Annotated in this window: 23 protein-coding genes; 13 read left to right on the top strand and 10 right to left on the bottom strand. The window is 59.3% G+C overall.

What is annotated here, in order from left to right; all coding sequences use genetic code 11:
- Positions 1 to 41: 41 nt before the first annotated feature.
- Positions 42 to 617 carry a GDP-mannose pyrophosphatase NudK gene (nudK, locus tag ACUTQY_RS21640; protein ID WP_033643990.1) on the bottom strand — a complete coding sequence of 192 codons (576 nt, stop codon included), beginning with the start codon at positions 615 to 617 and terminating at the stop codon, positions 42 to 44.
- A 387-nt stretch (positions 618 to 1004) separates the two neighbouring features.
- Between nudK and narQ the strand changes: the two genes are divergently transcribed.
- Both narQ and ACUTQY_RS21630 read left to right on the top strand, forming a co-directional pair.
- Entirely contained in the window at positions 1005 to 2681 is a 1677-nt protein-coding gene (gene narQ / locus ACUTQY_RS21635; protein ID WP_046687603.1) for a nitrate/nitrite two-component system sensor histidine kinase NarQ, read from the top strand.
- Positions 2682 to 2842: 161 nt separating this feature from the next.
- Entirely contained in the window at positions 2843 to 3475 is a 633-nt protein-coding gene (locus tag ACUTQY_RS21630; RefSeq protein WP_033643992.1) for a response regulator, read from the top strand.
- Between the two features lie 31 nt (positions 3476 to 3506).
- Here the strand turns inward: ACUTQY_RS21630 and ACUTQY_RS21625 are convergent, their stop codons facing one another.
- Positions 3507 to 3785, bottom strand: coding sequence for a winged helix-turn-helix domain-containing protein (locus tag ACUTQY_RS21625; RefSeq protein ID WP_004941750.1), 279 nt, complete (start codon positions 3783 to 3785; stop codon positions 3507 to 3509).
- Between the two features lie 292 nt (positions 3786 to 4077).
- Here ACUTQY_RS21625 and acrD point away from each other — a divergent pair, with 292 nt between their 5' ends.
- A complete protein-coding gene (acrD, locus tag ACUTQY_RS21620; RefSeq protein WP_046687604.1) occupies positions 4078 to 7212 on the top strand; it encodes a multidrug efflux RND transporter permease AcrD in 3135 nt (1044 codons plus the stop codon).
- Between the two features lie 124 nt (positions 7213 to 7336).
- On the opposite strand, the gene ypfM is transcribed toward acrD, so the two are convergent.
- Positions 7337 to 7396 carry a protein YpfM gene (gene ypfM / locus ACUTQY_RS21615; protein ID WP_100396732.1) on the bottom strand — a complete coding sequence of 20 codons (60 nt, stop codon included), beginning with the start codon at positions 7394 to 7396 and terminating at the stop codon, positions 7337 to 7339.
- A 216-nt stretch (positions 7397 to 7612) separates the two neighbouring features.
- On the opposite strand from ypfM, the gene ACUTQY_RS21610 reads away from it, so the two are divergent.
- From ACUTQY_RS21610 to ACUTQY_RS21580, 7 genes are all read left to right on the top strand, one after another.
- Positions 7613 to 8092 (top strand): tetratricopeptide repeat protein, encoded by a 480-nt coding sequence (locus ACUTQY_RS21610; RefSeq protein ID WP_033643994.1) that lies wholly within the window; start codon positions 7613 to 7615, stop codon positions 8090 to 8092.
- A 9-nt stretch (positions 8093 to 8101) separates the two neighbouring features.
- Entirely contained in the window at positions 8102 to 8533 is a 432-nt protein-coding gene (locus ACUTQY_RS21605) for a GNAT family N-acetyltransferase (protein WP_042785169.1), read from the top strand.
- Positions 8534 to 9262: 729 nt separating this feature from the next.
- Entirely contained in the window at positions 9263 to 9814 is a 552-nt protein-coding gene (locus tag ACUTQY_RS21600) for a LuxR C-terminal-related transcriptional regulator (protein WP_033643996.1), read from the top strand.
- 256 nt (positions 9815 to 10070) lie between these two features.
- The gene (locus tag ACUTQY_RS21595) at positions 10071 to 10457 is read left to right on the top strand and encodes an ArsC family reductase (protein WP_046687605.1); all 387 of its coding nucleotides are present in this window, start codon (positions 10071 to 10073) and stop codon (positions 10455 to 10457) included.
- Complete coding sequence (gene dapE, locus ACUTQY_RS21590; RefSeq protein ID WP_033643998.1) at positions 10454 to 11581, top strand: succinyl-diaminopimelate desuccinylase; 1128 nt, start codon at positions 10454 to 10456, stop codon at positions 11579 to 11581. The genes ACUTQY_RS21595 and dapE overlap by 4 nt, the downstream gene beginning before the upstream one ends.
- Entirely contained in the window at positions 11578 to 12252 is a 675-nt protein-coding gene (locus ACUTQY_RS21585) for a M15 family metallopeptidase (RefSeq protein ID WP_033643999.1), read from the top strand. Before dapE ends, ACUTQY_RS21585 begins: the two co-directional genes overlap by 4 nt.
- A gap of 2 nt (positions 12253 to 12254) precedes the next feature.
- Positions 12255 to 12440 carry a YpfN family protein gene (locus ACUTQY_RS21580; RefSeq protein WP_004941720.1) on the top strand — a complete coding sequence of 62 codons (186 nt, stop codon included), beginning with the start codon at positions 12255 to 12257 and terminating at the stop codon, positions 12438 to 12440.
- A 30-nt stretch (positions 12441 to 12470) separates the two neighbouring features.
- Here the strand turns inward: ACUTQY_RS21580 and ypfH are convergent, their stop codons facing one another.
- From ypfH to dapA, 6 genes are all read right to left on the bottom strand, one after another.
- A complete protein-coding gene (ypfH, locus tag ACUTQY_RS21575; RefSeq protein WP_046687606.1) occupies positions 12471 to 13160 on the bottom strand; it encodes an esterase in 690 nt (229 codons plus the stop codon).
- 120 nt (positions 13161 to 13280) lie between these two features.
- Positions 13281 to 15293: a tRNA(Met) cytidine acetyltransferase TmcA gene (locus tag ACUTQY_RS21570; protein ID WP_046687607.1), complete on the bottom strand. Its 2013-nt coding sequence runs from the start codon at positions 15291 to 15293 to the stop codon at positions 13281 to 13283.
- Between the two features lie 56 nt (positions 15294 to 15349).
- Positions 15350 to 16219, bottom strand: a complete 870-nt coding sequence (gene ypfJ / locus ACUTQY_RS21565) for a KPN_02809 family neutral zinc metallopeptidase (RefSeq protein ID WP_033644002.1) — start codon at positions 16217 to 16219, stop codon at positions 15350 to 15352.
- Between the two features lie 209 nt (positions 16220 to 16428).
- Entirely contained in the window at positions 16429 to 17142 is a 714-nt protein-coding gene (gene purC / locus ACUTQY_RS21560; RefSeq protein ID WP_033644003.1) for a phosphoribosylaminoimidazolesuccinocarboxamide synthase, read from the bottom strand.
- 170 nt (positions 17143 to 17312) lie between these two features.
- Positions 17313 to 18365, bottom strand: coding sequence for an outer membrane protein assembly factor BamC (bamC, locus tag ACUTQY_RS21555; protein WP_046687608.1), 1053 nt, complete (start codon positions 18363 to 18365; stop codon positions 17313 to 17315).
- A 16-nt stretch (positions 18366 to 18381) separates the two neighbouring features.
- Positions 18382 to 19263 (bottom strand): 4-hydroxy-tetrahydrodipicolinate synthase, encoded by an 882-nt coding sequence (gene dapA / locus ACUTQY_RS21550; protein ID WP_033644005.1) that lies wholly within the window; start codon positions 19261 to 19263, stop codon positions 18382 to 18384.
- A gap of 110 nt (positions 19264 to 19373) precedes the next feature.
- On the opposite strand from dapA, the gene ACUTQY_RS21545 reads away from it, so the two are divergent.
- Positions 19374 to 19979, top strand: a complete 606-nt coding sequence (locus ACUTQY_RS21545; RefSeq protein ID WP_369795937.1) for a glycine cleavage system transcriptional repressor — start codon at positions 19374 to 19376, stop codon at positions 19977 to 19979.
- 2 nt (positions 19980 to 19981) lie between these two features.
- Positions 19982 to 20446 carry a thioredoxin-dependent thiol peroxidase gene (gene bcp / locus ACUTQY_RS21540; protein ID WP_033635500.1) on the top strand — a complete coding sequence of 155 codons (465 nt, stop codon included), beginning with the start codon at positions 19982 to 19984 and terminating at the stop codon, positions 20444 to 20446.
- Between the two features lie 43 nt (positions 20447 to 20489).
- On the opposite strand, the gene ACUTQY_RS21535 is transcribed toward bcp, so the two are convergent.
- Positions 20490 to 21566 (bottom strand): AI-2E family transporter, encoded by a 1077-nt coding sequence (locus tag ACUTQY_RS21535; RefSeq protein ID WP_033644006.1) that lies wholly within the window; start codon positions 21564 to 21566, stop codon positions 20490 to 20492.
- Between the two features lie 776 nt (positions 21567 to 22342).
- Here ACUTQY_RS21535 and ACUTQY_RS21530 point away from each other — a divergent pair.
- Positions 22343 to 22636: a hypothetical protein gene (locus ACUTQY_RS21530; RefSeq protein WP_232096991.1), complete on the top strand. Its 294-nt coding sequence runs from the start codon at positions 22343 to 22345 to the stop codon at positions 22634 to 22636.
- Positions 22637 to 22638 lie beyond the last annotated feature (2 nt).

The following is a 22638-nucleotide window of genomic DNA, read 5'->3' as shown; positions in this document are numbered from 1 at the left end:
CGCAAGCCGATAAAAAAGCCGGTCATCATGACCGGCTTTTTTTATTCCATCACCCGATGAATCTGCAAATACTGCAGTAGCATGATGGTTTTGCCGTCTTTAATCCGGCCATCGGCGATCATCGCCACCGCGTCGCGAAACGGCAGTTCGATCACCTCAATATCTTCATCTTCAATGCCGCCGCCGGCCGCGCGCCGCTCATCGTCATGGTATTCGGCGATAAAGAAGTGCACGATCTCGGTCACGCCGCCCGGCGACATGTAGGCTTCGAAGATTTTCTTCACCTCGCTGACCTGAAAACCGGTCTCCTCCACCGCTTCGCGGCGCGCGCACTGCTCCGGAGAGTCGGCGTCCAGCAAGCCGGCGCAGGCCTCGAGCAGCATGCCGCTCTCGTTGCCGTTGACGTAGGTCGGCATGCGGAACTGGTTGGTCAGCACCACCGTGCCCTTGGCGCGGTTATACAGCAAAATGGTGGCGCCGTTGCCGCGATCGTAGACCTCGCGCACCTGTTGCACCGAACCGCCGTTTTTGCGTTTCAGATCGAACGTGTACTTGTGCAGCACATACCAGTTGTCCGACAGCAGCTCTTTCTTCACATTCTCAATTTTCGACGACATAACCCTTTTCCCTTGCGTGACAACGTGAAGATCATACCGCGATTAGGCCGCGCCGCGGCAGACGATTTGCAACAAAAATCACACCGCGCCCCGCCGGACAAGCCGGGACTTAACATTGCTTAAAATAATGAAAAATAAGTCGCGCTCAGGCGCATGAGATTGCATAAAACCCAGTGCGATTCGCCCCCCAAAGACAAATCGTCAGAGGAAACCGGCCCGCCGCTGAAAATCGACGGGTGTTTCGCTATTCATTTGATTACACAACCACAATTGTTCCCGTTTTGTTGACAACTTGATACAAATCGCGGTGCATTTTAGTTGCAAAAGTTATAGTTTTGCTTTCGAATGAAACTGGCGACGCGCCCTACCTGAGAGAAGGATCCTTGATTGCTTGTTAAACGTTCCGTGACCGGCAGCCTGGCCAAAGCGCTGTTCGGCATCGTGATACTGTCGGTGCTCGCCACCGGGTTGGCGTTGACCACCGTCGCCGGCAGCCAGAGTGATGCCGAAGCGATCAATATCGCCGGTTCGCTGCGCATGCAAAGCTACCGGTTGGCCTTCGATCTCGACCAACAGAGCCCAGAACTGGAGCTGCACCTGCAGCAATACCGGCAGTCATTGCAGGCGCCGGCGCTGCAAAAACTGGCGCGCTTCTACGTACCGGCCGAGGTGCGCAACCATTACCTGGCGCTGCAACAGGCGTGGCAAACGATGGAGCGGCAGATCCGCAACGGGCAGGCGATCGCCTATCGGGCGGAGGTCGCCGGCCATGTCAATCGCGTTGACCATTTCGTGTCCGCCCTGCAGCGCTATTCCGAACTGAAACTGACCCTGGTGGCCGCCGTCAGCGTGCTGGGTTACGCCGCCATCATCGGTCTGGTGCTGTTTTGCATTCGTTTTATGCGCCGCCAGGTGGTCACCCCACTGCAGCATCTGGTCGACGCCAGCCAGCGCGTGCAACAAGGGGATTTTCACCACCCACAGTTGGACGTGACGTTGCCGAACGAGCTCGGCGTGCTGTCGCAAACCTTCAGCGCCATGTCGGACGAACTGGCCCGGCTCTATCAGTCGCTGGAGCTGAAGGTACAGGAAAAAACCCAACGTCTGCAGCAGGCCAATGAAACGCTTGAGGTGCTGTATCGCTGCTCGCAGGCGCTGAGCGTGCGCCAGCTCGATCAGCAGGCGTTCGAAAATGTGCTGCGCATCGTGCGCCAAAGCGAACGGCTGCGCTGCATCCAGCTGAACGTAGCGGACGGCCAGGGCCAGTGGCGGCTGAGCGAAGGGGAAGCGGCGCCGACGCAGGCCTGGAACGCGCTGCCGATCACCCAGGGCGACAAGCCGCTGGGCGAGTTGCGCTGGCAGCCCGAGGCACACCCGCCGCATCCTCACCTGATGCAGAGCCTGGCCAATATGTTGGGCCGCGGCGTTTACTTCAACCGGGCACAAAAGCAGCACCAATATCTGCTGTTGATGGAAGAGCGTGCGACCATCGCCCGCGAGCTGCACGATTCGCTGGCGCAGACGCTGTCGTTCCTGCGCATCCAGCTGACGCTGCTGCGGCGCAGCGCCGCCGATCCGGCGGCGCAGACCATTATCGACGATTTCGATCGCACGCTGGCCGATGCCTATCGCCAACTGAGAGAGCTGCTGGCCACCTTCCGCCTCAACATTCAGGAGGCGGATCTGAACGCCGCGCTGGAGCAGCTGTTGCAGCCATTAAAAGCGCTAACCCCCGCGCGGATTCAGTTACACTGTCGGCTGTCTTCGCAGGCGCTCAACGCCCAGCAGCAGGTGCACGCACTGCAGATCGTGCGCGAGGCGGTGCTCAATGCCGTCAAGCACGCCGGGGCGAACGAGATTACGGTGTGTTGCGAGGTCAACGCCGCAGGCGACAACGTTTTCAGCATTACCGACGACGGTTGCGGCATCGCCAGTCTGGAGGAACCGGAAGGGCATTATGGTTTGACCATCATGAGCGAACGCGCGGCGCGATTGGGAGGAACGCTGCACATTCAGCGCAGAAGCGGCGGCGGCACGGCGGTTTGCCTGACATTCTCGCCCTGACCTTGCGGCTGTTCATTCTGCGTTACGGTTGCCGCCGGGCGGAAGGCCGTCCGGGGAGGTTTACGGCGCTGATTGCCGCTATTTTTGAAGAGACAGTCCCACTGTGAAGCACGCCGCAGGGCGCGTTTGAGTGGCTTTACTTGCTACAGGGAGCATATTTCATGGTGATGAAGCAATACCGAGTCATGATCGTTGACGATCATCCGTTGATGCGGCGCGGCATCAAACAACTGCTGGGACTGGATGCGCGATTTAGCGTGGTGGCGGAGGCCGGCAACGGCAGCGAGGCGGTTGCGCTGGCGCTGCAGCACGCCCCGGACGTGATCTTGTTGGATCTGAACATGAAGGGCATGTCCGGGCTGGACACGCTGCGGGCCCTGCGCGACGAAGGCGTGGACGCGCGCATCATCGTGCTGACGGTCTCCGACGCGCGCAGCGATCTGTATGCGCTGATCGACGCCGGCGCCGACGGCTACCTGCTGAAAGACAGCGAGCCGGAACTGCTGCTGGAGCACATCGGCGCCGCCGCCGAGGGGCAGAACGTGATCAGCGACGCCATGGCCGACTATTTGCTGGCGCGCAGTGAGCAGCGCGATCCCTTTGCCGCCTTGACCGAACGTGAGCTGGATGTCTTGCAAGAGGTGGCGCGCGGCCTGTCCAACAAACAGGTAGCGGCGCAGCTGCATATCTCTGAAGAAACCGTGAAGGTGCACATCCGCAACATACTGCGCAAATTGGACGTGCGTTCTCGCGTGGCGGCGACGGTGATGTACCTGGAGCATAAAAGCCAATGAACGTCAGCCCCGGCAACTGCGCCGGGGCAGCTTACTCGATGGCGCTGAGCAGCGCCTGATGGTGCTGGTGCACCCAGCTCTTGTTGAACGGCCCCCAGCTTTCCAGCTGATAGAAACCGTCGTTGTTGCGCACGCCCTGCTGCACGAACTGCAGCTCGACGCCCATGCCGGGCAGCGCCTTCAGCACATCCTGCAACGTGCGGCGCGGCCAACCGGTCAACGCCATCAACCGCGGCACATTGGGCCGCTCACTGTGACTGATCAGCCAGCACAAATAAAGCCGACGGGCAAATACCGGGTTAATTCCCATGCCAAGCTCCTGCTGTAAGGTGAGTCCTGTTTATTTCCGGTTCCCTGCGCGCGAAAAAGGCACGCAAGGCCTTCGACAGTCATAAAAATGTCTTAATCGCGTCTCGTTGTCGGCAAACAAGCGCCAACGCCGTTTTACGCTACCGTTATTTACACTATCTCCTTTTTTTCTCCACGCTTTCCTCGGCTTTCCCGAGTACAGTGCAATAGCGCCGGGATCCCTCCCTGCCGCTGAAATGCATAATTCTGATGCGTTTTAAAGATAGAACAAGTCATAACGAGGTTCGCGCTGCATGGCCAATTTTTTTATTGATCGCCCGATTTTCGCCTGGGTGCTGGCAATAATTCTTTGCCTGACCGGAGCGTTGGCGATTTTTTCTTTACCGGTAGAACAATACCCGAATTTGGCGCCGCCGAACGTGCGCATCAGCGCAACTTATCCAGGCGCTTCGGCGCAAACGCTGGAAAACACCGTCACGCAGATCATTGAACAGAATATGACCGGCCTCGACAACATGATGTATATGTCGTCGCAGAGCACCAATACCGGCCAGGCGACCGTCACGCTGACGTTCGAAGCCGGCACCGACCCCAACGAAGCGATGCAGCAGGTGCAAAACCAGCTGCAGGCGGCGATCAAACGTCTGCCGCAGGCGGTGCAGAATCAGGGGGTCACGGTCTCGAAATCCGGCGATACCACGCTGATGATGGTGGCGTTCGTCTCCACCGACAACAGCATGGACAAGCAGGACATCGCCGATTACATCGTCTCCAACCTGCAGGATCCGCTCAGCCGCATCAACGGCGTCGGCAGCATGGACGTCTACGGCTCGCAGTACGCCATGCGCATCTGGCTCGATCCCAACAAGCTCAACAGCTATCAGCTCACGACCCAGGACGTGGTCAAAGCCATTCAGTCGCAGAACGCCCAGGTGGCGGTCGGCCAGTTGGGCGGCACGCCGTCGGTCGATAAACAGGCGCTGAACGCCACCATCAACGCCCAGTCGCAGCTCCAGACGCCGGAGCAGTTCCGCCAGATCACCCTGCGGGTCAATCAGGACGGTTCGCTGGTGACGCTGGGCAACGTCGCCACCGTTGAGTTGGGCGGCGAGAACTACAACTACCTCAGCCGCTATAACGGCATGCAGGCCGCCGGCATGAACATCAAGCTGGCTTCCGGCGCCAACGAACTGCAGACCGACCAGTTGGTGAAGGACAAAATCGCCGAGCTGTCGCAATACTTCCCGCACGGGCTGGAAGCCAAAGTAGCCTATGAAACCACCCCGTTCGTCAAAGCCTCGATCAAGGACGTGGTGAAAACGCTGCTGGAGGCCATCCTGCTGGTGTTCCTGGTCATGTACCTGTTCCTGCAGAACTTCCGCGCTACCCTGATCCCCACCATCGCCGTGCCGGTGGTGCTGATGGGCACTTTCGCCATCCTCTCCGCCTGCGGCTTCAGCATCAACACCCTCACCATGTTCGCCATGGTGCTGGCGATCGGCCTGCTGGTGGACGACGCTATCGTGGTAGTGGAGAACGTCGAGCGCGTGATGAGCGAGGAAGGCTTGCCGCCGCGAGAGGCCACGCGCAAATCCATGGGGCAGATCCAGAGCGCGCTGGTCGGCATCGCTCTTGTGCTGTCGGCGGTGTTCGTGCCGATGGCGTTCTTCGGCGGCACCACCGGGGCCATCTATCGCCAGTTCTCCATCACCATCGTCTCCGCCATGGTGCTGTCGGTGCTGGTGGCGATGATCCTGACCCCGGCCCTGTGCGCGACGCTGCTTAAACCGATCGCCAAGGGGCATCATCACGGCAAGCGCGGCTTCTTCGGCTGGTTCAACCGCATGTTCAACCGCAATGCCGATCGCTATGAGCGCGGCGTGGGGCGCATCCTGCACGCCAGCGGCCGCTATATGGTGATTTATCTGCTGCTGCTCGGCGGCATGGCGCTGCTGTTCATCAAGCTGCCGACCTCGTTCCTGCCGCAGGAAGACCGCGGCATCTTCACCGTACAGGTGCAGCTGCCGGCGGGATCGACCCTGCAGCAAACGTCCAAAGTGGTGGAGAAGGTCGAGCAGTACTTCCTCACCGAAGAGAAACAGGACGTGTTGTCGGTGTTCGCCATCATCGGCTCCGGGCCGGGGGGCAACGGCCAAAACGTGGCGCGCCTGTTTGTCCGGCTGAAAGACTGGGACCTGCGCGCCTCGGGCGCCAACAGCTCATTCGACATCATCGATCGCGCGACTCAGGCATTCAGCAAGATTAACGAAGCCCGGGTGATCGCCAGCAGTCCGCCGGCGATCACCGGCCTCGGCAACTCCTCCGGCTTCGATATGGAGTTGGAAGACCACGCCGGCCTCGGCCACGCCAAGCTGATGGCGGCGCGCGATCAATTGCTGCAGCTCGCCGGGCAAAATCCGCTGCTGTCGCGCGTGCGCCACAACGGCCTGGACGACAGCCCGCAGTTGCAAATCGATATCGATCAACGCAAGGCTCAGGCGCTGGGCGTGTCGATCGACGACATCAACAGCACGCTCTCTACCGCCTGGGGCTCGACCTACGTCAATGACTTCGTCGATCGCGGCCGGGTGAAAAAAGTCTACGTGCAGGCTGCGGCGCCGTTCCGCATGCTGCCGGATGACATCAACAAATGGTATGTGCGCAACAGCACGGGCGGCATGGTGCCGTTCTCGGCCTTCGCCAGCTCGCACTGGGAGTATGGTTCGCCACGGCTGGAACGCTATAACGGCAGCTCGGCGCTGGAGATCGTCGGCGAAGCGGCCAACGGCGTCAGCACCGGCACCGCCATGGCGGAAATGGAGAAACTGGTCAGCCAGCTGCCGGCCGGCTTCGGTCTGGAATGGACGGCGATGTCCTATCAGGAACGGCTGTCCGGCTCGCAGGCGCCGGCGCTGTACGCCATCTCGCTGCTGGTGGTGTTCCTGTGTCTGGCGGCGTTGTACGAAAGCTGGTCAATTCCGTTCTCGGTGATGCTGGTGGTGCCGCTGGGGGTGATCGGCGCGGTCGCCGCCACCTGGCTGCGCGGCCTGGAGAACGACGTTTATTTCCAGGTCGGCCTGCTGACCATCATTGGGCTGTCGGCGAAAAACGCCATTCTGATCGTCGAGTTCGCCAATGAGCTGAACCAGAAGGGGCAGGATCTGATGTCGGCGACGCTCGACGCGTCGCGCATGCGCCTGCGGCCGATCCTGATGACCTCGCTGGCGTTCATCTTCGGCGTGCTGCCGATGGCCACCAGCAGCGGCGCCGGTTCCGGCAGCCAGCATGCGGTCGGCACAGGGGTGATGGGCGGCATGATCTCCGCCACCCTGCTGGCGATCTTCTTCGTGCCGCTGTTCTTCGTGCTGGTTCGCCGCCGCTTCCCCGGTAAAGCGCATCCTGCCGCCACACCGCCCGCCGAAGAGTGATCGGCGGCGCATAAAAAAAGCAGCGTCGGATGACCGATGCTGCTTTTTCGAACGAATATCTCGTTCCCACGGTGTTTCAGTAATTTTCCAATGACTCAACCTTGCCATCGGCTTCATCGCTGTGTCAGTTGCCCAACATCTCATCAATGAAGTCTTTCCAGTTTCCTAATTCACGATCAACCATAATACTTTACAACCTCAATCATTTGACGAAGCGGATTCTACGCCTATTTTTTGACCATGTGAAGGGAAACGGGAACGATGCCGGGCCCGGAAACCGGGGTTAGCGCACATTTTCGTATTTATCTGATCAATGTTCAGTGCGGCTATTCCCTTGTGATATCAATTTCTCCACGATAGCGTGTAAAAGGTATAACAATACGCCAATGGAGCGCCGATCATGTCCACCTCTTTGTCTGTCTCACAGTTGAAAGCGCAAGGTCATTATCAGGAAGCCACTGCGCTGGCGTTGCGGCAACTGGCGGCAGAGCCGGAAGCGGCGATGCTGCATTTTCAGCTGGCCTGCCTGTACGACGTTCAGGGTTTGGAGCGACAGGCGATTCCCTGCTACCTCGCGGCGTTGGATCGCGATTTGCCGCCCGCCCAGCGCCGTGAAGCCTGGCTGGGCCTCGGCAGCACTTACCGCGCCCTCGGGAAATACCCGGCTTCGCTGCGCGCTTTCGACGATGGCCTGGCTGAGTTCCCGCAGGCCAACGAGCTGATGCTGTTTCGTGCCATGACGCTGTACAACCTGGGTGAAGGTAAACGGGCCGTGGCCGATCTGTTGTTGTTGCTGGCGGAAACCTCGTCAGACCCCGACATCCGCGGCTATCAGCGCGCCATTCGGCACTATGCCGCCGATCTCAATCATATTGATTAGAGGAAAACGATGGAAATCATCACCGATATGAACCGCCGCGCCATCGACTGGCGGCGGCTGTGTGAATTGCTGCAGGCCGCCGGGCTGGGCGAACGCGATCCGCATACGCTGCAACGCGTTTATCAACACAGCCAGTTTTGCTATTGGGGGTTTATCGGCGATGAGCTGATCGCCACCGCGCATGCCATCAGCGATTTGACTTCGGTCGCTTACCTGGCCGACGTGGCGATCGATCCGCGCTTTCAGGGGCAGGGATTGGGGCGCCGGTTGATGGACCGGGTAATGCAAGATCTGGCGCCGCTCGGCAAGGTTTTCATCTATTCGGTGCCGGAAAAACTGGCTTTCTATGAAAAGTACGGTTTTCACGATTTGACCACCGGCATGGTGTTCGCAGAGGGGGATGCTCTGCGGCGTTTGCAACTGGGGGGCTACGTGCGTTAATCGCGCATTACAACGTTCGGCTGATAAAAATAGGGCGGCAGATGCCCCGCAGAATTGCTGCCGCTATCAGGATCTTTCACCACGGCCGACGATTGTCGTAGCCGATATATTCATCGTTAACGCGATCCAATCCGTCCACAAGACAAGACGCTATTTCCGACGTGATCTTATCGGAAATTTCGATCCGGCATTCTTTCATGCCGTTCCCCCGTATAAATCCTCCCCACTTGCACAACGCACGCAGCTTAAAACATCGCATTTTTTTGATTAAGATTTATCTTTGCCATTAATTTGGCGCGCGCCATGAGATTGTCCCAGCACACTCTTTGAACTGCGCTAAAAATAAGCAACACCCCTCGCTAAAAAGCAAGAAATATCTTAATTATTAATTCATTAACATTCCCTCCCCCACAAAAACGATCGATATTAACGATCGAATATTTTATTTTGATAGCCATTTTCTATGTTAATTCCTTTTAATAACCGGAGTATTAATAGAGGATTTCTATTCTATTCCTCTTTCTTCACTGGGCAGCTCGATTAAAAACCAAATTTACTCTTTATAAATCATGCTAGTATATGGGGCTTTCCTGATTGTCCACCGCAGGATAGCGTTCTTTCCCTGAGGCGCCCAATAAGTTCAATGTGAAATTATTTAGATTGTTTCTTTTTTTATGTTTTAAGATATCAATCCTCACCGGGAAATAGAAATTAAGGGATTATAATAAAATGAAAATTGATATTTTCAGCGAGTGTGCCTATACCGCTATCGGCATCCGGCAGCTCATCAATCAAACCTGGGCGGAGAAACGCGCGCCGGCCGGTTTTAGCCGCAAAAGAGTCTGCTTTATCGATGTCACCATCGCCAATTTTGAAGCGCGCTACCGCGATGAATATGCCAACCCCAATACCTACAAAATAGTCATTATCACCGACTGCCTGCATGACATGGTGATTGTCGACAGCAAGACCATTATATTATCAAACCTTATATCATTGAGCCGCTTCAGCCACCTGATCGGCGACTTATATAAGCGCTACAGCCACTATACCGAGCCGCCGCAACTCTCTCAGCGCGAATCGCATTTTCTCTCGGAATGGTCGACGGGAAAATCGCTGGCCGACATCAGCAATGCCATGAATATCAGAAATAAAACCGCCAATCATTACAAGTCGCGAATAATGAAAAAACTCGGCGCCAGCCGGATAAAACCGCTCTTGCATATTACCCGCGTACGGTGTTTGACCGATCGTTTAAACATAAGGATCAATAAAGAGTAGCTCTCTCTCCGCCAGCTCTGCATTGGCGGCAGAACGCGTTCGCCGGCGCCTTTTCACCAGCACGGTCGGCGAAGGCAGCCGTTCAACCACGTTGCCGACCTCTTATCCCTGGCGCGCAATCGCACCTCGCACGCATCGTTGTCTGGATCTCGCCGCCGCTTTACTGGCATTATCTCTGCTATCGCCGGGCGGCTAGCGGGCCAAAGATCGCCCACGCCGCTCAGTATCGACTCGACGAGACAGGTAGCTTTACGCCATGGCAAACAAACCGCAACAGACAACGCTGACGATGTACGGCATCAAAAACTGCGACACCATCAAAAAAGCCCGCCGCTGGCTGGAAGATCAGGGCGTGGCCTATCATTTTCACGACTATCGCGCCGACGGCCTGGACGAACAACGGCTGCGCGGTTTCGTCGCGCAACTGGGGTGGGAGCCGCTGCTCAATACCCGCGGCACCACCTGGCGCAAGCTGGATGAAGCGCAGCGCAACGCCTGCGATAACGCCGACGCCGCCATCGCGCTGATGCTGGCGCAGCCGGCGATCATCAAACGCCCGTTGCTGGACGCCGGCAACGGGCGCACCCTGCTCGGTTTCAACGCCGACACTTACCAGCAATTTATCGCCGAGGTCGCCGTATGACTTGCCCGGTTATCGAACTGGCTCAGCAACTGATCAAACGCCCTTCCCTCAGCCCAAATGATGAAGGCTGCCAGCAGCTGATGATCGATCGCCTGCAGGCGATCGGTTTCACCGTCGAAGCAATGGACTTCGAAGATACCCAAAACTTCTGGGCCTGGCGCGGCGAAGGGCAAACCCTGGCGTTTGCCGGGCACACCGACGTAGTGCCGACCGGCGATGAAAAGCGCTGGGACAACCCGCCGTTTGAACCGGCGATCCGCGACGGCATGCTGTACGGCCGCGGCGCGGCGGATATGAAAGGGTCATTGGCCGCGATGGTGGTGGCGGCAGAACGCTTTGTCGCCGCCAACCCGAATCACCGGGGCCGCCTTGCTTTTCTGATCACTTCGGATGAAGAGGCCAGCGCCACTCACGGCACGGTTAAAGTGGTTGAAGCGCTGATGGCGCGCAACGAACGGCTGGATTACTGCCTGGTCGGCGAGCCGTCCAGCACCGAGCGCGTCGGCGACGTGGTGAAAAATGGCCGTCGCGGCTCGATCACCGCCAACCTGCATATCCACGGCGTACAAGGGCACGTCGCCTATCCGCATCTGGCGGACAATCCGGTGCACCGCGCCATGCCGGCGCTCAATGAACTGGTGGCGATCGAATGGGATCGCGGCAACGAGTTCTTCCCGCCGACCAGCATGCAGATCGCCAACGTGCAGGCCGGCACCGGCAGCAATAACGTGATCCCAGGCGATTTCTACGTGCAGTTCAACTTCCGTTTCAGCACCGAACTGACCGACGCGATGATCAAGCAGCGCGTGGAAGAGCTGCTGGAACGCCATCATCTGAATTACAGCATCGAGTGGCGTCTGTCCGGCCAGCCGTTCCTCACCTCGCGTGGCGCGCTGGTGGATGCGGTGGTCAACGCCGTCGAGCACTATTCTGAATTGACGCCGCAGCTGTTGACCACCGGCGGCACCTCCGACGGCCGCTTCATCGCGCAGATGGGCGCGCAGGTGGTGGAGCTGGGGCCGGTCAACGCCACCATCCACAAGGTCAACGAATGCGTCAACGCCGCGGATCTGCAGCTACTGAGCCGCATGTATCAACGCATCATGGAGCAATTGATCGCATGATCAACGCAGAAATGCTCACCGGCCGCTCGACCGAGCACCTGGCGCCGCTGAGCGGCAACCATCGGCTGCAGCCGGAAGCCGTCAACGCGTTTCTGGCGATGCAGCAGGCGGCGCGTGCGGCGGGATTCGATCTCCAGCCCGCCAGCACCTTCCGCGATTTTGACCGGCAGTTGGCCATCTGGAATGGCAAATTCTGCGGCCAGCGGCCAGTATTAGATAAGGACAGTCAACCGATCGACGTCGCGCCGCTGTCCGCCGCCGAGCGCTGTGAGGCGATCCTGCGCTGGTCGGCTCTGCCGGGCGCCAGCCGCCACCACTGGGGCAGCGATCTGGACGTGTACGATCCGTCGCTGTTGCCGGAAGGGCAAAAGCTGCAGCTGGAACCGTGGGAATATGAGGAAGGCGGCTACTTTGCTCCCCTTAACCAGTGGCTGACGGCGCATATGGCCGAATTCGGTTTCTACCGCCCCTTCACCGAAGACTGCGGCGGCGTGGCGGTGGAGCCGTGGCATCTGAGCTACCGGCCGCTGGCGCAAGAGGCCGAACACTTGCTGACGCCGGCGCTGTTGCTGGCGGCCTGGCAAGACAAGGAGGTCGCCGGTGCCGAATGGCTCGAACGCCATCTGCCATCGATTTTTTCGCGTTTTATACGCAGTAAAGGAAAGGAGTAGCTATGCAATGGTTAGCTGATTACTGGTGGATTATCCTGCTGGTTCTGGTGGGGATGGTCGTCAGCGGCATCAAGGAACTGCGCCGCGTTGACGTCAAAAGCTATCTGGCCAACAAGCCGGAGATACCGCCGCACCGCGACAACAACGCCCAGTGGGATGACGAAGACGACTGGCCGAAGAAGAAGTGATATCAGGGCGCTCATCGGCGCCCTGAATTTTTAGCGGAAGGCGATCAGCTCGCCGCGCTTGCCGGACAAGGCTTCGTCCCAGTAGCGCTGCGGCACATAGTAATGCAACCTTTCCAGCGCGGCGTTCATCATGCCCTGGTTGATCGCATGCCCAACGTCCTGTTCCACGTCCAGCGTGAAATCGGCGCCGTTGGTCCGCAACGCCTCCGCCGCCGCGTGAGCGTGCTGCACCGCGATCACCGCGTCCTCTTCGCCGTGGATCAAATGTACCACGCTGTCGCCGAACGCCTGCTCAGGCAACTGGGCGAAACGCCCGCTGAACGCGACCACTCGCCCGGCGAGGCGGTTTTCCGCCTTCAACGCCTCCAGCGCCATGATCGCTCCCTGCGAGAACCCCACCAGGGCAGTGCCGGCATAGCCAACGCCGCTCAGCTGCTGCCAATGGCGCACCACGGCCACAAACTGCGGCATTACGTCTGCGATGCGGGCCACGCGGTTCTCTTCGGTCACGTCCTGCACCGAAAACCACTGGCGGCCGGCGCCGTTGCCAAACGCTGCGGGGCCACCGATGCTTACCACCTGCGCCTGGGGAAACTCTTTGGCGAAGTAACTGCCGATCTCCCCCATCGCCACCGGGTTGTCGCCGACACCGTGAAACAGCAAGATCAGCTGCGCCGCCGGGGTCGCCGGGCTTTGGACAACGAAATGCTCATGTTTCATCGATGACTCCTTAATAGTAACCAAACCTGACGCAGCGACTGTCGTCGCCGCACCGCTGACAGCCACTATACGCCGCTGAGAAATCGGGAAAATCGGGTTTTATTGAGCAAGTTCTTCAATTTATTGCAATGACTGCGCCCAGTCGCGCCAGTAGCGGCAGTGCTGCGCATTCAGCTGTTCCAGCGCCTGCGCCGTTTCGTGCCGCCAGTGGCGCAGCAAGGCTTTCTGGCCGCTGACGCCCGCCCGCTCTGCGCACTCCGCGGGAGAGTGCCGCCGCTGCAGATGGCCGCGCAGTGCGGGCAGCGGCAGACTGCTGGCCAACAGTAACCGCTGCAACGCCCCCAGGCTGGCCTCCAGCGGCCGATGGGCAAAAGCGAACCCGGCCAGCTCGCGCCAGTCCTCTTCGCCGAGCGACGTATCGCCGTCGTCGCCCGGGATCGCCAGCGTAAGCTCGATACGCTGCCGCAGCCAGGGCCAGTCGCGTGCCAGATGCTTGTGTGCCGCGTGCCGCAGCGCCTCTCCTTGCTCGCTCAGGGGCAAGATCGCCATCGCGGTATAGCAGCCGCTGCTGGCCTCCGGCTTGCTGCCAATGCGCACCAGCTCAAAACCGCAGGATTGCCAAAAGCGCCACAGCGGCTCGGTATAGCCGAAGCTGACCGACAGGAAGTCCAGCTCCTGCGCCTGGCGGCGTTGCCGCTCGATCAATTGGCGCGCGATACCCCGCCGCCGCAATGCCGGCAGCGTCGCGATGCGGGTAATGCGCCGAGACCGCAGCGTCGGCGCCCACCACTGGCCGCCATGCGCCGCCAACGATTGCGCCACCAGATTGCCGCGCGGCCGACGGCGGCCGGCCCACACGTCGTGCGCCAACTCGGCGCTCAATCCGCCTTCTTCCACCAGCCACACGGCGCCCACCACCTCCAAACCGGCCTGCGCCAGCCCGAAATGCATGCCGGGCGCATCCATCAGCCGGCGTAAATCCAGCGGTGAGGTGCGGTAATGCGCGCTGCTCAGCAGGGCGTAGAAACGCGCCAGCCGCTGCGGATCGGCGCACAGCTCGCCTTGTTCCGCCTGGCTGTAATCGATCGCCTGGCCATCCGCCGGCCAGGCGGGCAGCTCGTTGAACAACAGCGCATTGTCCGTTATCCGTTCCAGCGCATCCCCCTGCGCCCAACGCATCGGCTGCTGCAGGCTCAGCGCCTGATAGGCCGGCAGCCCGGCGCAAAACTTCAGCAGAAAACCGCGGCCGGTGCCTTCATAGCCCTGCACCGTGGTGGTCAGCAACACGCGTGGGAAATAACCGATCAACTGCTGCAACAGCGGCGCGGGGATCGCCGCCGCCTCATCCACCAGCAGCCACCCCACGGCGCTGACGTCGCCTTCCCGACACTGCGCCAACAAGGCATCGGGCGCCCAAAACTGCGCGCGCCCCTGCGCCCATTCTCCGGCCACCGCCGTGGCGGCGCGGCTCGGCCCGGTGATCCAGCAGATCAGCGGCGACTGCGCCACCAGCATGCCCGCCAGCGTCGATTTGCCGCGGCCGCGAGCGGCGGTCAGCACCCACACGCCGGACTCGGCCTGCAGCAGCGCCGTCAAGATCGCCTGTTGTTCCTCGGTCGGCCGGCCATCCGGCGGCTGCCACCCTTCACGCGCCGGCAGCGCGGCCAGCGTCAGGGGCTCATCCTGCCGCCAGATCGTCACTTCGCTGTCGTCGGTCAGATGCTGCTGCAGATGGCGGATGAAATGCGGGGTGGTGATCGGCTGCGGGCAATCGCTCCAGCGCAGGCTGTCGCCGTCCGGCAACTGAGCCCATTGCCGCCAGGGCGGCGTCAACAACAGCAGCCAGCTGCCGGCGCGCAGGGCGCCGCACAGCGCCGCCAACGCCTCTACGTCCAGCGAATGACCGGCATCGAACACTGCATGCAGCCGCTCCTGCCCCAGCAATTGACGCACCGCGCCGCTCGCCAACGCCGCCTGACCGGGCGGCGGATTCTCCCCGACCCAAGGCCAGTCGCCGGGCAACGTCGCCGCCAGCCGCTGCGCCTGTTCGCGGCACCACTCGGGTTCGCCGCTGAGCACCAGCAGGCGCCGGATGCCCTGCCGCCGCATGAGTTGTTGCGCTGCCTGTAGCATAAGGCTGTATCTCAATTCGAAAAAAATGCCGGAGTCAGGCTCCGGCACGTGAGGTGTTAACGGGATGCGAAGGTGTTGCAGGTATTGGGATCGCCGCTGTCGAAGCCCTGTTTAAACCAGGTGTAGCGCTGCTGCGAAGTGCCGTGGGTAAAGCTGTCCGGCACGACGCGGCCCTGGCTCTGTTGCTGCAACCGATCGTCGCCAATCGCCTGTGCGGCATTCAGCGCCGCCTGCAGGTCGCCCTCTTCCAGCATCTGCTGCTTCTCGGCGTATTTGCCCCATACGCCGGCAAAGCAGTCCGCCTGCAGCTCCATTTTCACCGACAGGCGGTTCACTTCCGCCTGGCTGGCGCCCTGCTGCATCTGGCGTACTTTCGGCTCGATGCCCAGCAGGTTCTGCACATGGTGGCCGACTTCGTGCGCCACCACATAGGCCTGAGCGAAATCACCGCCGGCGCCCAGCTTGGTCTTCATGTCCTGATAGAAAGACAGATCGATATACACCGTTCTGTCGCCCGGGCAGTAGAACGGCCCCATCGCCGCCTGACCGGTGCCGCAGCTGGTGCGCGTCACGCCGCGATACATCACCAGCTTCGGCGGTTGGTAGGTTTTGCCCATGCGCTGGAAAATCTCTTTCCAGTTATCTTCGGTCGAGGCCAGCACCACCGAAGTGAATTTGGCCAGCTCATCGTCTTTCGGACTGATGCTGGCGCTCTGTTGTTGACCCTGAGGAGCGACATTACCGCCGTTCAACAGCGGCGACAGATCGATGCCGTAATAGCCGGCCACCAGCACCACCACCAGAATGACGATGCCGCCCTTGCCGCGCACCGGCACGCGGAAACCGCCGCCACCGCCGCCCAAACCTGAAGACTGCCCGCGACGATCCTCAACATTGTCACTTTCCCGACGCCCTTGCCAACGCATAAATACACTCCAGATATTTCCCCTGCTCGTTGAAGATGCCGCGCGTTGGTAAGCGCAAAGGCAGCTTCAAGCCTGAGTGGGATAGGTTTTAGTCATCTCACATCCATCATTATAAATGGTCTGCTGCGGAGGAAATGTAGAAATTTTCTGGAAAAATGCAGAACAGCGGGACGATCCGGCCGGATCGCCCCGAATGGCGGTGCCAACGCTTAGTCGAGCTTCACGCCGATGCGGCGCGCCACTTCTTCGTAGGCTTCGATCAGGCCGCCCAGGCTTTGACGGAAGCGGTCTTTGTCCATCTTGTCCAGGGTGTTTTTGTCCCACAGACGGCTGCCGTCCGGCGAGAATTCATCGCCCAGCACCACTTCGCCGTTGAACAGGCCGAATTCCAGCTTGAAATCGACCAGGATCAGGCCGGCGTCGTCGAACAGCTTGGTCAATACTTCGTTGGCGCGGTAGCTCAGCTCACGCATGCGCGCCAGATGCTCTTTGCTCACCCAGCCGAAGGTTTCGCAGTAGGATTCGTTGACCATCGGATCGTGCATGGCGTCGTTTTTCAGGAACAGATCGAACAGCGGCGGGTTCAACACCAGACCTTCTTCGATGCCCAGACGCTTCACCAGCGAACCGGCGGCGCGGTTGCGGATCACGCATTCCACCGGCACCATGTCCAGCTTCTTCACCAGCACTTCGTTGTCGGACAGCAGACGCTCCATCTGGGTCGGGATGCCGGCTTCTTCCAGTTTGCTCATGATGAAATGGTTGAACTTGTTGTTCACCATGCCTTTGCGATCGAACTGCTCAATGCGCTGACCATCCAGTGCTGACGTATCGTTGCGGAACTCCAACACCAACAGATCGGGATTCTCGGTGGTGTAAACGGTTTTTGCCTTTCCGCGATACAGCTCAGCTAGCTTTTGCATCTTACTTACTCCAGTGATGTATCCCCGTTGTCTCCCGAGCGCGGCCCGAAATTAGGGGGTATAGAATTGACCTAATGAATTCTTTGGCGTGCCGGGCACTATTGTGCCAAACCTGCGACGCAAACGATACCGTATAGACAAAACAAAAAGGGGCCGAAGCCCCTTTTTGGTTATTTAACGCTGGTTTTACTGAAGGCAGACTGGAATGCCGCCACCAGTGCGTCGTTTTTCGACTGGGTGAGCGGTTTGCCTTTCGGATCGATGAATTGCAGGCTGGTGCGGTTGTTGAGATCGCCGACCTGCAGCTTGTAATCCCCTTCCGCCAGCTCAGGATCCTTGACGCCCAACGCATCCCAATCGCTGCTGCTCAGGGACTTGTAGGTCACGGCGACGGTGCCCTGCGGACGGCTGCGGTCACCCACTTTCATCCCCAGTTTTTCGAGCGCCGGCGGCAGGCGATCCCACACCACGGTGTACGGGCCGCGCACGACCAGCATCGGCAGGCCGGTATCATCGGCGCCGCTCTGCACGTCCAGCGCGCCGAAGCGGCTGGCGGTCTGGCTGCTCGCCAGGTTGTCCTGCTTGTCCAGACCTTCGATCAGGGTGTTGATCATCATGCCGTTGTAACGCTGGATCTCAGACTGATCGGTGACCTGTTCGGTCTTGCCCTGCTGCTGCAGGCCAACGCTTTTCACCACCAGCGCCTGCTGGTAGCCTTGTTGCTGCACGCTGATCTGATAACGGCCTTCGTACTGGTTGTCTTCGTCCAGACGGTTCCACTTCACCCAGTCGGTGGTCAGGGTCTGACCGGCGTCCTGGCGGGAAGCGATCGCGATGTTCTTCGTCTGCAGCAGGCTGACGACGCGCGACCACAGGTTTTGGTTCTGCGGGCTGTTTTCCAGCAGCAGCGTGCCGCTGTCGCCGGCGTATTGCGCGCGAGAACCGCTCAGCAGCGCCAACGGCTGCACCGGCGGACGAATGTCCAGTTGCTTGCCGACGTTGCCTTGCAGCGTCGTGGCGGGCACGTCATAGTTGCCGCTCTGCACCGGCAGGATCATGCCGGACGGCGCGTTCAGCGCCTTGAGCGGAGCCGCGTCGAGGTAAGCCTCGTCGCCGCTGACCTGGCGCTTGTAGCGCTGATCGCTGCTGCAGGCCGCCAGCATCATCACCAAAGAGATGCCCACTACTTTTGCTACCGTCGACTTTTGCAATGAATAAGCCATCAAATTTCCCTTAGAGTTACAGCAAACCGACGCTTTTCAGCGCGCGCTCCACCACCGGGCGGGCGGTTTCGCTCAACGGCGTCATCGGCAGACGCAGCGTATCGGTTGCCATCAATCCCAACGCCTTACAGGCCCACTTCACCGGAATTGGGTTTGCTTCTACAAATAGATCCTGATGCAACGGCATCAAGCGCTGATTTAAGCGGCGCGCTTCGGCGAATTTGCCCTGCGCCGCCAGCGCACAAAGTTCCGCCATCTCGCGCGCAGCCACGTTGGCCGTCACGGAAATCACCCCTTTGCCGCCCAGTTGCATGAAGTCCAACCCGCTGGCGTCGTCGCCGCTCAGCAAAATGAAGTCTTCATCGTCAACCAGCACTTGGATCTGACTAACGCGACTTAAGTTCCCCGTCGCTTCTTTTACAGCAACAATATTCTTGATTTTCGCCAGCCGAGCGATGGTCGGCGGCAGCATGTCGCAGCCGGTGCGCGAAGGCACGTTATACAGGATCTGCGGCAGCTCGGTGCTCTCGGCGATCGCCTTGAAGTGCTGATACAGCCCTTCCTGCGTCGGCTTATTGTAGTACGGCGTCACCGTCAAACAACCTACCACGCCAGTGTTGGCGAAGCGGGTGGTGAGCGCGATGGCTTCGGCGGTAGCGTTGGCGCCAGTGCCGGCGATCACCGGAATGCGGCCGTCGGCCAGCTCCAGCGTCTGCAGCACCACGTCAACGTGCTCGTCATGGGCAAGCGTTGCGGACTCGCCGGTGGTCCCTACGGAAACGATCGCCGCGGTGCCACTGGCTACATGATAATCGATCAATTTTTTCAGGCTCGCGCGATCGACAGCACCTTTGTCGTCCATCGGCGTAACCAGTGCAACAATACTTCCCGTAAACATTGGCCGTCCCCTCCACAAACAAGTCACTCATGGTACTTTTGCTGCCTATCCAAAAGCAAGCGCACAACCGCGTTGTAAGCGCTTGGCAGGCGGTTTTTTTTATGTTTACCATGGTAACCCCATTAAGCACGACAGGAAGCGCCATTTTGCCTCAGTCAGACGAACACTATCTCGTGATTACCGCGCTCGGCGCCGACCGCCCCGGAATCGTCAATACCATCACCCGCCACGTCAGCAGTTGCGGATGCAATATCGAAGATAGCCGTCTGGCCATGCTGGGAGAGGAGTTCACGTTCATCATGCTGCTGTCCGGCAGCTGGAACGCCATCACCCTGATCGAATCCACCCTGCCGCAAAAAGGCGCGGAGCTGGAGCTGCTGATCGTGATGAAGCGCACAAACTCGCATGAAAGGCCGCCGATGCCGGCCACCGTGTGGGTTCAGGTCGAGGTGAAGGACTCGCCGCACATCATCGAACGTTTTACCGATCTGTTCGACTCCAGCCAGATGAATATCGCCGAGCTGGTCTCACGCACGCAGCCAGCGGACGGCGACCTGCCGCCGCAGCTGTATATTCAAATCACCGCCCACAGTTCCGGCGATCGGGACGCCTCAAATATTGAGCAAGCCTTCCATCGCCTATGTACAGAATTGAACGCGCAAGGCAGTATTAGCGTGGTGAACTATCCACAGCATGATGAGAAAGATGGAGAGTAGTGATGAGCCCATTGAAAGCCGGTGACACAGCGCCGAAATTTAGTTTGCCTGACCAGGACGGTGAGGAAATTAATTTGGCCGACTTCCAGGGACAGCGAGTATTGGTTTATTTCTATCCGAAGGCGATGACGCCGGGCTGCACCGTGCAAGCCTGCGGCCTGCGGGACAACATGGACGAATTGAAAAAGGCCGGCGTCGAAGTGCTGGGCATCAGCACCGACAAACCGGAAAAACTGTCGCGCTTCGCCGAAAAGGAGCTGCTCAACTTCACGCTGTTGTCTGATGAAGACCATCAGGTATCGCAACAGTTTGGCGTGTGGGGCGAGAAAACCTTCATGGGCAAGACCTATGACGGCATTCACCGCATCAGCTTCCTGATCGACGCCAAAGGCAAGATTGAAAAAGTGTTTGATGATTTCAAAACCACCAATCACCACGACATCGTTCTGAACTACCTGCAGCAGTAATTCTCACGAAGCGCAGCGGCCTGCTGCGCTTCGTTTCCCTCCGTCAGCCGGCCTTGTCTTCCACCTCGACCCGCAGTTCATCCGGCCAGGCGTGAATCACCGCCTTCACCAGCGTCGCCAGCGGTATGGCGAAAAACACGCCCCAGAAGCCCCACATTCCGCCGAACACGATCACCGACAGGATAATCACCAGCGGATGCAGGTTGACCGCCTCGGAGAACAGGATCGGCACCAGCAGGTTGCCGTCCAGCCCCTGCACCACCAGATAGGCGACGATCAGCGTCCAGAAATCGGCGCCGACGCCCCACTGGAACAGCGCTACCACCACCACCGGTATGGTGACCAGCACCGCGCCGATATAGGGGATCAGCACCGAAAAACCCACCAGCACCGCCAGCAGCAGCGAGTAGCGCATGTCCAGCACGGCGAACACCAGGTAGGTCGCCACGCCGACAATCACCATCTCCAGCACCTTGCCGCGAATATAGTTGGTGATCTGCTGATTCATCTCGTTCCAGACCTGCCCCGCCAGACCGCGATTGCGCGGCAACACGCGGCGCACCGCGTTCAGCAGCTGCTCTTTGTCTTTCAACAGGAAGAACATCATCATCGGCACCAGGATCAGGTAGATAGCCAGCGTCAACAGGCCGACCAGCGACGCCAGCGAGAATTTCACCACCGACTCGCCCATGCCGGACAGCCGGCTGCGCAGATTTTCCGCCATCATGTCGATGATGCCGGCATCCACCAGCGCCGGATAACGCTTCGGCAGCGTCGCGGCAAAGTTATAGAACTGGTTGAGCATGCCCGGCAGATCGCTCATCAGATTGATGCCCTGCTGCCAGGCGGTTGGCGCGACGACGAACACCAGCAGCATGGCAACGCCCGCGAACACCAGCAGCATGATACTCGCCGCCCAGGTGCGCGAACAGCCGATGCGCTGCAGGCGCGCGGTCGGCCACTCCAGCAGATAGGCCAGCACGATGGCGACCAGCAACGGGGTCAGAATGCCGTGCAGAAAATAGAGAATGAGGAAGCCGGCGACCAGGATCACCAGCAGCGCGATAGCCTGCGGATCGGTGAAGCGGCGGCGGTACCACTGTAATAACATCTCCAGCATCAGAGCGGGCTCCTCGAGATTTGGCGGGCGGGCATAGCGATTCCTGTGATGGGCCTGATTAAAGCATAGATAGAACGGGCGCACTCGAGGTGTGCAAGGCACTCAGAGTACTCAAAGTTGGCCATACATCAACAGCGATTTGGCTGATTTTATCGCGCAGGCGAGCGATTGGCGCAAAAATCCGCAGACGCGGCGACAGACTGGGTGAACGGCCCCGGACGGGGCCGTGGAAGATTACAGCGAGGCGCTGATGGAGAGGGGCGAACCAACCGCCAGTGCGAACAACAGCACACAGCCAATCGCGATCGCCGCCGCCAAATCATTTTTCATTGTCCCGTCCCTTGATGCTTGAAGTGATTATCGTCACGAACTCTGTCGGTTCTACGTTGACGGCCTTTGCCGATGCACATCATTAAAAACCCCCGCCTAAGCGGGGGAGAAGACGTTCTGGTGCATCAAGTATTACAAGGAGGTCATGAGGGATTGCTAACCCTAAATGACTATTTCAAGCTAGGATTATTCCCAGAACATGGCAAGCGATCGCGTCGAGGTTATCCGCACTTTGAGATAAACCTCATAAAAAAATCCCGCACGGCAGCGGGATGAAGGGATGATAACGTCATAAATTTTTTATGCGGACAATGAGGCGGTATTGTCGTCATTTGGCGACAATACCGCGCCGCTCAGGCGGTCTCAAGGGAAATCTGACCGCCGTAAGGAAATCAGAATTTCGCCAACGCACGCGATCGTGAGCCATTCTGCAGCAACGAAAAGAAATGGGATTTTCGTCAGACCGCCGCCGTGTAAAAACCGGTAACATGGTCGTCATAATCCCAAATGCCGTCGGGGGAGAGATGAACAACAAGCCATTTGAATTTGATGAGGCAATCTGCCAGGCAATTGGGCGCGGCGTGTGCGAAGTCGTGAAAATAGGGGATGAAATCAGCGTCTTCTCTCTGCTGGAAGCTATCGAGAGCTTCATCGAGCGGCAGGCGCTCAGCGAGAGCGAAATCGCGGCGGCGGACGACGCGCTGGATTTGATCAGCGGATTGGTCCGCCGCCAGTGCTGAGG

The organism is Serratia sp. TSA_130.1, assembly GCF_052691795.1.
Note: the sequence above shows the minus strand (reverse complement) of the source record. Positions and strands in the feature narration are given on the sequence as shown.

Excerpts from the sequence above, each read along its gene's own strand:
- nudK (WP_033643990.1), bottom strand. The coding sequence starts at position 617 with ATGTCGTCGAAAATTGAGAATGTGAAGAAAGAGCTGCTGTCGGACAAC.
- ACUTQY_RS21630 (WP_033643992.1), top strand. The coding sequence starts at position 2,843 with ATGGTGATGAAGCAATACCGAGTCATGATCGTTGACGATCATCCGTTG.
- ACUTQY_RS21625 (WP_004941750.1), bottom strand. The coding sequence starts at position 3,785 with ATGGGAATTAACCCGGTATTTGCCCGTCGGCTTTATTTGTGCTGGCTG.
- acrD (WP_046687604.1), top strand. The coding sequence starts at position 4,078 with ATGGCCAATTTTTTTATTGATCGCCCGATTTTCGCCTGGGTGCTGGCA.
- ACUTQY_RS21610 (WP_033643994.1), top strand. The coding sequence starts at position 7,613 with ATGTCCACCTCTTTGTCTGTCTCACAGTTGAAAGCGCAAGGTCATTAT.
- ACUTQY_RS21605 (WP_042785169.1), top strand. The coding sequence starts at position 8,102 with ATGGAAATCATCACCGATATGAACCGCCGCGCCATCGACTGGCGGCGG.
- ACUTQY_RS21600 (WP_033643996.1), top strand. The coding sequence starts at position 9,263 with ATGAAAATTGATATTTTCAGCGAGTGTGCCTATACCGCTATCGGCATC.
- ACUTQY_RS21595 (WP_046687605.1), top strand. The coding sequence starts at position 10,071 with ATGGCAAACAAACCGCAACAGACAACGCTGACGATGTACGGCATCAAA.
- dapE (WP_033643998.1), top strand. The coding sequence starts at position 10,454 with ATGACTTGCCCGGTTATCGAACTGGCTCAGCAACTGATCAAACGCCCT.
- ACUTQY_RS21585 (WP_033643999.1), top strand. The coding sequence starts at position 11,578 with ATGATCAACGCAGAAATGCTCACCGGCCGCTCGACCGAGCACCTGGCG.
- ACUTQY_RS21580 (WP_004941720.1), top strand. The coding sequence starts at position 12,255 with ATGCAATGGTTAGCTGATTACTGGTGGATTATCCTGCTGGTTCTGGTG.
- ypfH (WP_046687606.1), bottom strand. The coding sequence starts at position 13,160 with ATGAAACATGAGCATTTCGTTGTCCAAAGCCCGGCGACCCCGGCGGCG.
- ACUTQY_RS21570 (WP_046687607.1), bottom strand. The coding sequence starts at position 15,293 with ATGCTACAGGCAGCGCAACAACTCATGCGGCGGCAGGGCATCCGGCGC.
- ypfJ (WP_033644002.1), bottom strand. The coding sequence starts at position 16,219 with ATGCGTTGGCAAGGGCGTCGGGAAAGTGACAATGTTGAGGATCGTCGC.
- purC (WP_033644003.1), bottom strand. The coding sequence starts at position 17,142 with ATGCAAAAGCTAGCTGAGCTGTATCGCGGAAAGGCAAAAACCGTTTAC.
- bamC (WP_046687608.1), bottom strand. The coding sequence starts at position 18,365 with ATGGCTTATTCATTGCAAAAGTCGACGGTAGCAAAAGTAGTGGGCATC.
- dapA (WP_033644005.1), bottom strand. The coding sequence starts at position 19,263 with ATGTTTACGGGAAGTATTGTTGCACTGGTTACGCCGATGGACGACAAA.
- ACUTQY_RS21545 (WP_369795937.1), top strand. The coding sequence starts at position 19,374 with ATGGTAACCCCATTAAGCACGACAGGAAGCGCCATTTTGCCTCAGTCA.
- bcp (WP_033635500.1), top strand. The coding sequence starts at position 19,982 with ATGAGCCCATTGAAAGCCGGTGACACAGCGCCGAAATTTAGTTTGCCT.
- ACUTQY_RS21535 (WP_033644006.1), bottom strand. The coding sequence starts at position 21,566 with ATGCTGGAGATGTTATTACAGTGGTACCGCCGCCGCTTCACCGATCCG.
- ACUTQY_RS21530 (WP_232096991.1), top strand. The coding sequence starts at position 22,343 with ATGGGATTTTCGTCAGACCGCCGCCGTGTAAAAACCGGTAACATGGTC.